We start from the raw sequence: 13,391 nt of genomic DNA on the forward strand, positions 1-13,391 counted from the left end.
AGGCTTCTGCGGTAAGCTGCCAGCCTACTCTTTGCGCCCTGAAATCCAGAGACTTTGGGGCTGGTGCGTTTCGCCTTCTTCGCGCGGCAGGTGCGGGCCCTGTTCGTATTCCTTCAGCTCCATACGCAGGCGCTCTTGCTCTTCAGCCGAGAGGGTAGAGGCTAGCCCGCGCAGGTCGGGCTGCCCCGCATCGACCCAGGCTGTGAACCAGTAGCTGGCCACCGAGTGGATGGCCAGGCGCATCTGGCGCTCGACCTGCCCGCTCAGCCGGCGGTGGTAGGCCTCCGAAAACTCCCTGGAGTAGACCCGGGTGGTGAGGTTGCCACGCACTTCGTAGCTGTACTTCTTCTCTTCGTCAAATTCCAGTGTCAGTTCCCGCTCAAAACCCAGTACCGAGTCGAGGGCCAGATGGGCGCTGGCGACAATATCCCATGCTGTAAGCTGCGGCTGTTCGATGTAGCGGGCCTGGCCCACAAAGAAGTCGTAGTTGTCGGAGAGGAGCTCGGGCAGGCGGCTTTCCCAGAAGGCGTGGATGCCACGCTGGTTTGTCAGTTGCCCGTTGTAGTTGCGGGTGGTGTGCAGCGGTACGCAGGCGTCAGCAATGTAGTGGCCTATGTCGGCGGAGAGGCGCAGGATCTGGTCGAGGTTACGCTCTTTGAAGGCCTGCGTGAGCTGGAACTTCATGCGGTTGATGTGCCAGGGCACAATGCCGTGCGTCATCAAAGTGTCCTCGCCATACCGCTCCACGGCCTGCTGCCAGAAGCGCGGCATCTTGTAAAGGGCGCTGTCGCCGTACACGTCCAGGTCGATGTAGTGGCGGGGTGCCTCGCCGGCCACGGCATACCTGCGCCGGTCGGGGTTTACGGCGTTCTCGGTAATGTAGCGGATGTGCTTTTTGTAGAAGCCCACCATCTCAGGCGGCAAGGTATAGACGGCCAGCCGGTTGATGCGCTGGTGCGCAAAAAAGCCCCAGCTATACCCGGTAAACGGCAGCAAGAGTATAAAAAGCAGCAGTACAGCAATTTGTCGGAAAGCCATACCTGCGGTGTACGGAAAATCGTGGAATTTGTATATTGCTCGTTGTGCAGGGCTAGCGAAACTGCGTAAAAGGAAAGGCTATACCTGAAACCCTACAATATGAAAACACACACCAGCCTCAACCGCTTCCTCGACGCGCAGGCCACCTGTTACGAGCAGGCGCTTTCTGAAATAAAGAGCGGGCGCAAGCGCAGCCACTGGATGTGGTTTATCTTCCCGCAGCTACAAGGCCTGGGCTACAGCGAAACTGCCCGCTTCTACGCCATCAACGATCTGCAGGAAGCCGCGCTATACCTGCAGCACCCTGTACTCGGCCCGCGCCTGATCGAAATCTCAAAAGCCATGCTGGCACTGGAGGGAAAAACAGCCAACCAGGTGCTGGGCAACCCCGATGACCTAAAGCTCAAATCGAGCATGACGCTGTTTGCAGCCGTTCCCGGCGCCGACCCGGTCTTTAAAGCAGTGCTTGACAAATATTATAGGGGCGAAGAGGACCAAAGAACACTACAACTTTTGAAGTAGCATGGCCTCCTGTTGCTGCGCGCATCTCGCCTCTTTGTCTGTTTTGAGTAGCGCTACTCGCTCTTATCCGTGGTCTGCTAATTTTCTTTGCAGCTAGTATAATTTCCTGAAGCTGACTACAGTTAAAGTATAGTAAACCTACTATACTTTGATGATGCAGCTAAGATTCTGGAAGAAGAAACCGGCTAAGGGGGCGGCCCGGAAAAGTGCCCTGCGCGAATGGGGTAACGCGCTGATGTTCGCCGTGGTGGTATCCACGTTTTTCCGTTGGGCAACTTTTGAGGCCTATGCCATCCCTACCTCCTCCATGGAGAAATCGATGCTGGTGGGCGACCGCTTGTTTGTGAGCAAGCTGCACTATGGTCCCCGCACGTCCACCACGCCGCTGCAGGTGCCGCTCACGCACCAGACTATTTGGGGCACCGATCTGCCGGCCTACTCCGATGCGTTACAGCTGGAGTCGCTCCGCCTGCCCGGCTTTTCCGAAATCAGGCGCAACGACCCCGTGGTGTTTAACCTGCCCGTGGAGGACGAGCACCCGCTGGACCAGCGCACGCACTACGTGAAGCGCTGCGTAGGTATAGCCGGCGATACACTCGAGATCCGCAGCCGGCAGGTATACCTGAACGGCCAGCCGCTCGACAACCCGGAGCAGATGCAGTATGCTTATTTTATGTCGACTGATAAAGTGCTGCAGCCAAAGTTCTTCCAGGAGCGTGCTATCACGGACTTATACCCTGTGCCGGGCGGCTACATGCTGCACACCACGCCTGCCAAGGCACAGGCGCTGGCCTCGCTCGATTTTATCCGGGAGGTAGAGCTACAGCAAATGCAGGCCGGCGATACGGAGCCGGGAATTTTCGGCCACCATGGTTGGAACCGCGACCACTACGGCCCACTCTACATCCCGAAGCAAGGCGCCACCGTGGCCATCACCCCCGAAACGCTGCCGCTCTACGAGAAAATCATCCTCAGCTACGAGCGAAACAAAAACGCCGAAGTGCGCAATGGCAGGCTATACCTGAACGGGCAGGAAACGAAAAGCTATACCTTCCGACAGAACTACTACTTCATGATGGGCGACAACCGCCATAACTCCCTCGACTCGCGCTACTGGGGCTTTGTGCCAGAAGACCACATCGTCGGCAAGCCCCTGTTTACCTGGTTTTCCGTGGACGACAAGGCCCCACTGTCCGAAAAAGTGCGCTGGGACAGGGTTTTCAGTTGGATAGAATAAATTATAGGTAAATATACAAGATATAGCGAATATGGTATAGATATTGCTTGTTAGAACATTGTCTCTTAGAAATATATATTTAAACCAATGTTTTCTAACCGCTAATATCTACTGCCTATGAAACTCAAAGTATTACTCTGTCTGGGCTTATGCCTGAGCATTTTTTTAACCAGCTGCAAGGAGGATGAACCCGTTACTCCTATTGAGAAAATGCAGGTGAAAATATCAAGCAACAGCCAAACGCTGGTGGAAGGGGGAGATGAAGTGGAGGTGACAGTTGAACTGAACCGGGAATACGACGAAATAAAATACCTGTACCTGGATTATGGCGACGTAGAAGGGGAGTATCCTAATTTCTTTGAGAGCAGCCTGCGCAAAGACAGTATACAGGTCAGGAGGTATGGCGTTGACAGGCCGGTACGGCTGCTCCGGATTCCTTTCCTGGCTGGCGAAAAGCAAAAGGTGGTACGCCTGAAGTCTGTGGAAGACAACATGTTCCGCGGTAACCGTCCGTTCGAGCTGAAAGTGATGGCTTATGAGAATGGCGCCATCCAGCACAAAACGGAAATGAAGCTGAATTTCGAGGAAAAAACGCCGAAACCCGTCTTCGGTATACCTGCCGATTTTGCATCCAGAACGATAGTTGTCAACTCCAAAGATGGTTCAACGGCTATGATTCTGCCTATAACTGTAAACGGGTTTTTTCAATTTCCTCAAACCGTCAAGCTCGCTTTTTCCGGATCAGCCAAAATGGGCACCGACTACGAAACAAGCGAAGGCGTTTTTGTGCTGCCGCCCAATACCATCTCACCGATAGTAACAAGCCATTACGGGTTTCTGGGTGTATTCCACAGCCGTGATTACAGCACGCCAAAGACGATTCAAGTCACGCTTGTGGAGGCTGAAGAAGGAGAGATCGCTAGTGGGCAGGAGTTTGACTACCATCGAGGCGAAAAGATTGTGTTGAACGATACCTATACCGTCACTATTACTGAGTAAGCATTGTGCATCAGGTATAAAAAGCGCCTGCCTCATTTCTGGGGCAGGCGCTTTTTTGTCTCTGGACAGGTATAGCCTATCGCTTCGCCGGGAACTTCATGCGGTAGTCGGCGTCCACTTCTCCCTTGGAGATCTTGGTGAGCTTGTTTTTGATCAGGCGCTTTTTCAGTCCGGTCAGGTGGTCGGTGAACAGGATGCCCTCGATGTGGTCGTACTCGTGCTGAATCACGCGGGCCGTCATGCCATCGTAAGTGTCGGTGTGCTCGTTCCAGTCCTGGTCAAAGTAGCGGATCACGATGCGCTCGGGGCGGTACACTACTTCGCGCACGCCCGGTATGCTCAGGCAGCCTTCTTCAAAGCCCCATTCCTCGCCGTCTTCCTCGATTATCTCCGGGTTGATGAATGCCTTTTTCACGCCTTTGCCTTCGTCGCCCTCGTCCATCATCGGCTCCGAGTCGATCACAAACAGGCGGATGCTCTTGCTGATCTGCGGGGCAGCCAGGCCCACGCCGTGCGCGTGGTACATGGTGGTGAACATGTCCTCGATAAGTGTGTTCAGCCCTTCGTAGTCTTTCGGGATGTCCTGCGCCGGCTCTTTTAGCACCGGGTCGCCATAGGCGGTAATTGGGTAAATCATATTGCTCTGCTTTCTAGATACGACTGTAAAATAATGGCGGCGCTCACGCGGTCTACGGTGCCTTTGTCCTGTCGGTCCTTTTTCTTGAGTCCGCCGGCCAGCATCGCCTTCTGAGCCATGCTGGAGGTAAAGCGCTCGTCCACGGTATGCACCGGTATACCCGGAAACTCCTTTTGCAGCTTACGTACAAAACCGATGACGTGTGGCGTGGCGTCCGTCGCCTCTCCCGTCAGGCGGCGCGGCATGCCCACGACGATGGCCTCCACGGGTTCGCGCTGGGTATAGGCTTTCAGGTAGGAGAGGATGTCCTTGGCATGTATGGTCTCGAGGGGTGAGGCAATGATCTGGAGCGCGTCTGTCGCTGCCAGCCCCACCCGCTTGTTGCCATAGTCTATACCTAAAATCCTCGCCATTCTACCTGATTAATTGCCGCTGTCACTGATTAACAGGCGGTCTGTGCATAAAAGTACAAAGTTAAGTGATTTAATCGGGATTTGCAGAGGCTTGTCGGGATTAGGGGGTTTACACGAAAGCTGGAGTAGCTACAGTCTAGCTATATCGAACTTGCGTTGCTTTGTAGCTTGCCCTGGCCGGGCGGGCCTTACTTTTTTCCTTGATGAAAAAAGTAAGCAAAAAAATCAAGACCCTCCAAACTCGCTGACCGCTCAAACAGTGGAGTGTCATAAAGCGCACCTGGCACCGGTGTCTGTTATATAGGCGACGTGCAAGTTAGCCTTCCTTTACCTGCCAGTGTTATGTACAGTCACAAAAACTACAAAGCTTATACTTGTGAATTGGAAGTGGCCAAAAGTCCCCCTTCGAAGGGGGCAGGGGGATGACAATCGTGCAGAAGACAATAACCACGAAGCTATACATTTAAACTGGCAATAGCGAGTTCCCCGCCTTAGACAAGGGTGCTAGGGGTGGTTGGACCCAGCATAGCAAAGCTGTGGCTACAAGGCTTATACCTTTCTATTTGTAACAGCTAGAAGTCTCACTTTGAAGGAGACGGTTAAATAATAAGCATGTGCGCGCATCCGGTATAGGTATAGGCTACCTATACCTAGGCCAGAGGCCCCACGATAGCCGTCACAAGCGAAGACGCTTGCGCCATAAAGCACCTGCAAAACCACCATCCCCAATCAACACAAAACCCCGTTACAGCATTATTTTATACTAAAATGGAATAAAACCCGTCCAAAGCTTTGTTGATAGAATAACAAGCTCTAGAATTTGCAGGTATACCTACAAAGAAGCCCTGCATAGCAAAGTGTGAATATTTATCTCCATAAAGCTGTACAAAAGCGCTCGCTTAGCTTTATATTTAACCGTTTTTAGAGATCGAAATGAGCGAAGAAACCAAATACAGTCCGCAGGAGGAGCCGGAGGCAAGGGGGCATGACAATCCCCGCAACACGCCTTTCCAAGTGCGCCTGCCCCTTTACATTGCCCTGGCCCTGGTGGTGGGGGTGCTGATCGGCGCCAATACCTTTTCTCCCTCCGATACCAACCCGCAGAGCACGGCCAAGGCTTACCTCAAGTTCCGCGACGTGCTCAGCTACATCGACCGCGACTACGTGGACACCGTGGACACCGAGGCGCTCACCGATCATGCCATCACCAAAATGCTCGAGAAGCTCGACCCGCATACCTCGTATATTCCGGCGGCTGACCTGGCCATGGCCCGATCATATCTCGAAGGCGATTTCGAGGGCGTTGGCGTGGAGTTCAATATCTTTAAAGACACGATCTATGTAATTACGCCCTTGAGCGGAGGTCCGTCGGAGGCGGCAGGTATACAGGCAGGCGACAAAATCATTGCGGTAGATGGGCAGAACGTAGCCGGCAACGGCATCACCAACGAAGGAGTGTTCAAGCGTCTGCGCGGTCCGAAAGGCACTACCGTGGAGCTGGAGGTGCTGCGCAAGAGCAGCAAGAAACCACTTGAGTTTACTATCACCCGCAACAAAATCCCGACCGTATCGGTGGATGTGAGCTACATGGTGAACAACAACACGGGCTACATCAAAGTGAGCCGCTTCGCCTCCAACACCTTCGACGAGTTTAAGGTGGCGCTTGCGGCCCTGAAGAAGAAAGGCATGCAACAGCTGATCCTCGACCTGCGCGGAAACCCCGGCGGCTACATGGACCACGCCACCCGCATGGCCGACGAATTCATTGCAGGCGACAAGATGATCGTGTACACCGACGGCAAAGGCTCCCGCTACGATTCCAAATCCTTTGCGCGCACCAAAGGCGATTTCGAGAATAGCCCTGTGATCGTACTGCTGGACGAAGGCAGTGCCTCCGCTTCCGAGATTGTGGCCGGCGCCCTGCAGGACAACGACCGCGCCCTGATCGTGGGCCGTCGCTCGTTTGGCAAAGGACTGGTGCAGATGCCTATCCCTTTGAACGACGGCTCGGAGCTGCGCCTGACCATTTCACGTTACTACACGCCGAGCGGTCGATCTATCCAGAAGCCGTATGTGGCCGGTACCGAGGACTACCAGAAAGACATGCTGCAGCGTTTCGAAAATGGCGAGTACTTCCATCCGGACAGCAGTCTATTTGTCGATTCGCTCAAGTATAAGACGGGGAAAGGGCGCGTGGTGTATGGCGGCGGCGGTATCATGCCGGATGTGTTTGTAGCGCGCGATACCACCGAGATTTCAGAGTTCCTGGGGCAGCTGTATAGCAAGAACGTGATACGCGAGTATGCGCTCGCTTACTACAACGACAACCGCAAAGACCTGGAGAAGATGCAAATGGACAAATTCGTGAAGTCGTTTAACGTGTCGGACAAGATGATGAAGGACCTGCTCAAACTGGCGGCTCGGTCGGAGGTAACCTATGACGAGGCGCAGTTCAAGCGCTCGGAGGCTTTGCTGCGCAACAACGTGAAAGCGTTCATCGGCCGCAGCGTGTACGGCAACCCGGGCTTCTTCCCGATCCTGCACGAAAAGGATGAGGAGTTTCAGGAGGCCTTGCGGCAGTTTGGCAAAGCCCAGCGCCTGGCCAAAGGAGGCGTATAATTAACCAGAATTTATACCTTTAAAAGAAAGAGCGCCTGGGTAAGGTAGCTTTGAAAACCATAACCAAAGAGAAGGAATGGCTTACTATCACAAATTAGGCACTTTCCCGCAGAAGCGCCACACGCAGTTCAGGCAGGAGGACGGCAGTCTGTACGCCGAGCAACTGGTGGGCACGCTGGGCTTCAGTGGCCTGTCGTCGTTGCTCTACCACAAAAATCCGCCAACGCGCATCACCCGCATCGGAGAGCCTATACCGTACGCACACAAAATTGCCGAAGGCATCAAGCTGGCCCCGCATCACCTCAAAACGCTCGACCAGACCATCACAGGCTCCGATTACCTGAATGCCCGCAAAACCATGATGCTCAACAACGACGTGGCCATCAGCATCTGCAACCCGTCGGAGCGCAAAATGGACTACTACTACAAAAACGGCCATGCCGACGAGGTGGTGTTTGTGCATGAGGGCAGCGGGGTGCTGCTGTCGCAGATGGGCAAGCTGGAGTTCCGCGAGGGCGACTACATCGTGATCCCGCGCACCATCATCCACCAGTTCCACTTCAACGACGGGCCAGTTCGCCTGCTCATTACCGAGTCGTTCAGCCCGATCGAAACGCCGCGCCGCTACCGCAACCACTTTGGCCAGCTGCTGGAGCACTCACCGTTCTGTGAGCGCGACATCCGGGCCCCGCACGAGCTGATCGAGTACACGGAGGGAGGCGAGCACCTGGTGCAGATCAAGAAAGACGGTCTGCTACATCAGTATTACTACGATTTCAGTCCGTTTGATGTAGTGGGTTGGGATGGCTACTTCTATCCTTACGCGCTTTCCATCTATGACTTCGAGCCGATTACTGGCCGCATTCACCAGCCACCGCCCGTGCACCAGACCTTCGAGGCGCATAACTTCGTGATCTGCTCTTTTGTGCCGCGCCTGTTCGATTACCACCCACAGGCTATACCTGCGCCCTACAACCACTCCAACGTAGACTCCGACGAGGTGCTCTACTACGTGGCCGGCGACTTCATGTCGCGCAAGGGCGTGGACCGGGCTTCGTTCACAGTACACCCGGGCGGCATTCCGCATGGTCCGCACCCGGGTACCGTGGAGGCGAGCATCGGCAAGAAAGAAACCCACGAATATGCTGTGATGATCGACACCTTCAAGCCGCTATACCTGACCGAGGAAGCCGTGGGCCTGATGGACAGAAACTACCCGATGAGCTGGCTCGAGCACGGTCCCGGAGGCTCTCGTGCCGCCGATCTATCTGACTAGGATTTCTTTACTCTCAATCATTTTACTTAATTTTGCACCATGTGCAGGCATACAGGAAGGGCAGCCCGCAAGGCTGCTCTCCTTTTTTATACCTGATGCGTGCCGAAATAATTAAAAGAGAGTACTTTACATTTCACCTTTTTATGAAGAAAATACTACTGGCAGTGTTGGGGCTGCTCACCTTTATAGGAACATCCTGTGATAAGGTAGACGATCTGCTTACATTCTACATCGAGCAGGAAGAAACCATCGAGATTAAGTCGAACTTCCCGATAAATGTGGTGACGCCGCTCTCGCCTATACCTGTCAAGACCAACTCGTCGGAGACATTCAAAAACAACAAGACCCGCGCGGAGCTGGTGAAGGACGTGAGCCTGAACAAACTGACGCTCACCATGGCAGAGCCAGCCGACGAGAACTTCGACTTCCTGCGCAGCATCGAAATATACCTGAGCAACGACGAAGGAGAGGAGACGAAGATCGCTTACCTGAACGAAGTGCCGAAGGGTGTGAAAGCCATTGAGCTGAAATCAACCAACGCCAAGCTCGACAAGTACATTAAAGGAGAAACGTATACCGTTCGCACCAGAGCAGCTGTGGCCAAGCCCATTACGCGCGACATTAAAATCAAGGCGGCCATGCGCTTTAAAGTAACCGCAGACCCTATTTAATCATGCAGCCTCTATCCATGAGAATTTCAGAAAGCAATAAACTCGAGAAGATCATCATTGTAGGCGACCGTGTACTGATCAAACCGAAGACCTCGCGGGAGCAAACCAGGAGCGGGCTATACCTGCCGCCGGGTGTGCAGGAAAAAGAGAAGGTACAGGAAGGCTACGTAATGAAAGTGGGCCCCGGCTACCCGATGCCCGCCGATTATGGCTTTGAGGATGAGGTGCTCGGCGACGAGGAACAGAAGCAGGTGCGCTACCTGCCGCTTCAGATAAAGGAGGGCGACCTGGCCATCTACCTGCAGCGCGACGCCATCGAGATCAACTACCTCAGTGAAAAATACTACATCGTGCCGCAGTCGGCTGTGCTGATGCTGGTGCGCGAAGAAGATTTATAAGTTCTGACCCAGGCTTTATGAAAGCGCCATACCTGCAAGTCAGGTATGGCGCTTTGTTTTGCAGCCCTTGGTAGACAAAAATTACCCGTTAACCCCCTTAGATCTGGCGTTTGCAGGATTATTTTTAGACAAAAGCAACTGTTGTAGACTCAGCGGCATCTATTCTATACCTTTGTTTGAATGCTCACCTTGATCGCTCTCTTATTTTATGATGGATTGTCTACCTAAACCTGTTTTTGTGCGGATGGTTGTGCTGGTGCTTGTTGTGCTGTTGCAGCAACAGGTATGGGCGCAGGAAAAGAAAGCCCCGGTTCTGGCTCCTCCAAAACAACTGCAGGCGCTTCGCATCACAGAATCCATAAAAATTGACGGTTCGCTGGACGAAGCGGTATGGCAACAGGCCGAGATAGCGACAGACTTTATACAAAACCGACCCAACCCCGGCCCGAAGGAAGTGCATCCGACGCAGGTGCGCATCCTCTACGACGATGATGCCATTTACGTGGGGGCCATCATGCACGACGTGTCGCAGGACAGCATCTTCAAAGAGATGGGCAAGCGCGATGACCTCGGCAACACGGACTTCTTCGGCGTTTTCTTCGACACCTACAACGACCAGATCAACGGCTTCGGTTTCTTCACCACCCCGGCCGGCGTACAGCTCGACGCCCGCTATTCATCCAACGGCGAGGACTTCAGTTGGAACGCCGTATGGGAAAGCAATGCCACCCTGCAGGGCAACACCTGGGTGGCCGAAATGCGCATACCTTATTCAGCGATCCGCTTCAGCAACAAACCGGAGCAGCTATGGGGGCTCAACTTCATGCGCAACCGGCAGTCGACGCGCAAGGGCTACTTCTGGAACCACGTAGACCCGGCCATCAACGGCTTTGTGAACCAGTGGGGCCAGCTGACAGGTATAAAGAACGTGGAAGCACCGTTGCGCCTGTCGCTGACGCCCTACGTGTCGGGGTATGCCGAAAAGTACCCGCACCAGAACGGCGATGGCTCCACCTCATACAAAGACAACTTCAACTTCAGCGGCGGCATGGACGTGAAGTACGGCATCAACGACGCCTTCACGCTCGACATGACGCTTATACCTGATTTCAGCCAGGTGCAATCCGATAACCAGGTGCTCAACCTGTCGCCTTTCGAGGTGCAATTCAATGAAAACCGGCCTTTCTTTATGGAGGGAACGGAGCTCTTCAACAAAGGGGATTTCCTGTACTCACGGCGCATTGGCGGCAGGCCGATCAACTACCTGAATGCAAGCGAGGAGGAGAAGCTGGGCAATACCATCGTCGAGAACCCGCGCGAGACGAAGATGCTGAACGGCACCAAGATATCGGGCCGCACGCAATCGGGCTTAGGTATAGGCATCTTCAACGCGGTGGTGGGGCGACAGTATGCGACTGTGGAAGACAGCGAGGGAAACCAATTTCGAAAAGAGACGCAGCCGCTCACCAACTACAACATCGCCGTGTTCGACCAGTCGCTCAAAAACAACTCTTATGTGACGCTGGTGAACACCAACGTGATGCGGCAGGGCAGCACCTACGACGCCAACCTGACGGGCCTTCTCTTCCGACTGGCCACCAAAGGCAACAAATACGCCCTGAACGGTAAGGCGGCGCTCAGCCAGAAATACTACACCAGCGACACGCGGTTGGGGCACATGTATAGCCTGGGGGCGGGCAAGGTGAGCGGCAACTTCCAGTACAGCTTCACCCACTCCATGAAGTCCGACACCTACGACCCCAACGACATGGGCATCAACTTCATCCGCAACACCGTGGATGAGGACCTGAACCTGCGCTACAACTTCTACCAGCCTTTCTGGAAACTGCTCAACATGAACACCCAGCTGGGCGCCACGTACAGTCGCCGCTACAAGCCGGATACTTTTCAGAACCTGGTGGTTTATGGCCGGGTGAGTGGCACGTTCAAGAACTTTTTGAGTGTGGGGGTCTTCTCTAACCTGGAGCCTGTGGTGACCTACGACTTTTTTGAACCGCGCGTGGAAGGCCGCTACTATGCCTACCCGACCAATTCCAGCATAGGCGGCTGGGTATCGTCGGACTACCGCAAAAAGCTGGCCTTGGACGTGGAACTCAACTACCGTACTTTCAATGAACACGAGCGCCGCAGCCTCGATGTGTTCGTGGCGCCCCGCTACCGCGTCAACGACAAGCTTTCCTTTACTTACAGCTACAGCCGCAACATCCGTCAGGACGACATGGGCTTTGCCCACCACGTTGCGAAGGGAGAGCGGGCTGGCATGGAAGAGCGGGTGATTTTCGGTTTGCGGGACGTGAACACGGTGACCAACGCCCTGACCGGCTCTTACATTTTCAACAATCGGATGTCGCTGTCGCTGCGGGCGCGCCACTACTGGTCCAAGGCCGAGTACAACCGCTTCTTCCAGCTCGGTGACAAGGGGGAACTGCTGTCCGATACCTACCCACATGGCGGCTACTTTGCAGATGGAAAGCAACCGAACCACAACATCAACTTCAACACCTTCAACATCGACATGGTGTACTCGTGGTGGTTTGCGCCGGGCAGCGAAATCAGCATCGTCTGGAAAAACGCCATCCTCAACGACCAAGCGGAAATCATTCCTAGATACTACGACAACTTCACCCGCACCATTACAGGTCCGCAAACCAACAGCCTTTCTATCAAGGTGCTGTATTTTATCGATTACCAGGTGCTGAAGAAGCGGTTCTCGAAATCGTAGTAGTAACTGCCCATAAGCAAAAGCCCGGAGCTGTAGTAGTTCCGGGCTTTTGCCGTTTTAAGGTATGGCAGGTATAGCTTAGTTGATCGGCTGGGTCAGGTCGAAGTCAGCGTGAAAGCGGAGCTGGTTGTCGCGCTTGAGGATGTAGCTGAATGTTTTACCATCGGGGCTGAGCACCAGGCTCCACTCGTTGGTAGAGGCCGCAGGTATAAGCTGGGCGGTGAAAGCATCGGCCGGGAAGCGCATTGAGCTGGCATCCTGTGTGTCGAGGGCGATGCCGCCGTACATGGTTACCTCATCGGGTGTGCCGTCTTCGTGGCGGTGGTCATGCTTCAGCTGCAGGCCTTCTTCCATCTGGCTGATCACCCAGGTTCTGGATTTGTCCTCGCCCACATGGAAAGGAATTCTGATCACCTGGTCGGAACATTCGCGCACGTGCATGGTCAGCTCCTGGCCGGCAAACGGGTCTTTGCCATCAGCCGGAAACACGGCTTTGCCCCTGAAGCTCTTGCCGCACAACTTACTCAGCTGATTAAAAAAAGCCTGCTGCCTAGCCGTAACCGGCGATGTTGAGGCAGTGCTTTCCTGCTGTGCGGAGGTATGCGCTTCGGCGGTTGCCGTGCTGCTGGCCTGTGGCTGTTGGGCGCAAGAGGCAAACATAAAGGCCATGCTGGCGGCGAGTAGTAGTTTCTTCATCGTGTTTGTCTTTGATTGTTTGTCCGCTGAAGATAGGTATAAGAGGCGGTATGGCCAAACGAGCGCCGCGCTGCCGCCACAGGTATAGCCGGCCTTGACGCTTATACCTATGGCTATACCTGACCGTTTTGGAGAAGATCTC

The 13,391-nt window shown here is 54.2% G+C and carries 12 protein-coding genes; 8 read left to right on the plus strand and 4 right to left on the minus strand.

The features are described 5' to 3' along the window. Window positions 1-24: 24 nt before the first annotated feature. Window positions 25-1,038: a zinc dependent phospholipase C family protein gene (locus B0B12_RS10880; protein ID WP_076668803.1), complete on the minus strand. Its 1,014-nt coding sequence runs from the start codon at window positions 1,036-1,038 to the stop codon at window positions 25-27. Window positions 1,039-1,137: 99 nt separating this feature from the next. Between B0B12_RS10880 and B0B12_RS10885 the strand changes: the two genes are divergently transcribed. The 3 genes from B0B12_RS10885 to B0B12_RS10895 all read left to right on the plus strand — a co-directional run bounded on the left by B0B12_RS10885 (window position 1,138) and on the right by B0B12_RS10895 (window position 3,796). Continuing rightward, window positions 1,138-1,560 (plus strand): DUF1810 domain-containing protein, encoded by a 423-nt coding sequence (locus tag B0B12_RS10885; protein WP_076668805.1) that lies wholly within the window; start codon window positions 1,138-1,140, stop codon window positions 1,558-1,560. A 154-nt stretch (window positions 1,561-1,714) separates the two neighbouring features. Continuing rightward, a complete protein-coding gene (gene lepB, locus B0B12_RS10890) occupies window positions 1,715-2,797 on the plus strand; it encodes a signal peptidase I (RefSeq protein WP_076670251.1) in 1,083 nt (360 codons plus the stop codon). Window positions 2,798-2,914: 117 nt separating this feature from the next. Continuing rightward, on the plus strand, window positions 2,915-3,796 hold the full coding sequence (locus B0B12_RS10895; RefSeq protein WP_076668807.1) for a hypothetical protein: 882 nt from the start codon (window positions 2,915-2,917) through the stop codon (window positions 3,794-3,796). Window positions 3,797-3,872: 76 nt separating this feature from the next. On the opposite strand, the gene def is transcribed toward B0B12_RS10895, so the two are convergent. Further along, the gene (gene def / locus B0B12_RS10900) at window positions 3,873-4,433 is read right to left on the minus strand and encodes a peptide deformylase (RefSeq protein WP_076668809.1); all 561 of its coding nucleotides are present in this window, start codon (window positions 4,431-4,433) and stop codon (window positions 3,873-3,875) included. Next, complete coding sequence (ruvX, locus tag B0B12_RS10905) at window positions 4,430-4,846, minus strand: Holliday junction resolvase RuvX (protein ID WP_076668811.1); 417 nt, start codon at window positions 4,844-4,846, stop codon at window positions 4,430-4,432. The genes def and ruvX overlap by 4 nt, the downstream gene beginning before the upstream one ends. A gap of 933 nt (window positions 4,847-5,779) precedes the next feature. Between ruvX and B0B12_RS10910 the strand changes: the two genes are divergently transcribed. The 5 genes from B0B12_RS10910 to B0B12_RS10930 all read left to right on the plus strand — a co-directional run bounded on the left by B0B12_RS10910 (window position 5,780) and on the right by B0B12_RS10930 (window position 12,553). After that, window positions 5,780-7,465 (plus strand): S41 family peptidase, encoded by a 1,686-nt coding sequence (locus B0B12_RS10910; RefSeq protein WP_076668813.1) that lies wholly within the window; start codon window positions 5,780-5,782, stop codon window positions 7,463-7,465. 76 nt (window positions 7,466-7,541) lie between these two features. Further along, window positions 7,542-8,741: a homogentisate 1,2-dioxygenase gene (locus B0B12_RS10915; protein ID WP_076668815.1), complete on the plus strand. Its 1,200-nt coding sequence runs from the start codon at window positions 7,542-7,544 to the stop codon at window positions 8,739-8,741. A 143-nt stretch (window positions 8,742-8,884) separates the two neighbouring features. Continuing rightward, complete coding sequence (locus tag B0B12_RS10920) at window positions 8,885-9,412, plus strand: hypothetical protein (protein ID WP_076670254.1); 528 nt, start codon at window positions 8,885-8,887, stop codon at window positions 9,410-9,412. Between the two features lie 17 nt (window positions 9,413-9,429). Further along, entirely contained in the window at window positions 9,430-9,810 is a 381-nt protein-coding gene (locus tag B0B12_RS10925; RefSeq protein ID WP_076670257.1) for a co-chaperone GroES, read from the plus strand. A gap of 208 nt (window positions 9,811-10,018) precedes the next feature. Beyond that, window positions 10,019-12,553 (plus strand): DUF5916 domain-containing protein, encoded by a 2,535-nt coding sequence (locus tag B0B12_RS10930; RefSeq protein WP_083704188.1) that lies wholly within the window; start codon window positions 10,019-10,021, stop codon window positions 12,551-12,553. Window positions 12,554-12,631: 78 nt separating this feature from the next. Here the strand turns inward: B0B12_RS10930 and B0B12_RS10935 are convergent, their stop codons facing one another. Next, the gene (locus B0B12_RS10935) at window positions 12,632-13,249 is read right to left on the minus strand and encodes a hypothetical protein (protein WP_076668818.1); all 618 of its coding nucleotides are present in this window, start codon (window positions 13,247-13,249) and stop codon (window positions 12,632-12,634) included. Window positions 13,250-13,391 lie beyond the last annotated feature (142 nt).

Source organism: Pontibacter indicus (assembly GCF_900156345.1).
In the GTDB taxonomy this organism is placed as follows: Bacteria; Bacteroidota; Bacteroidia; order Cytophagales; family Hymenobacteraceae; genus Pontibacter; species Pontibacter indicus.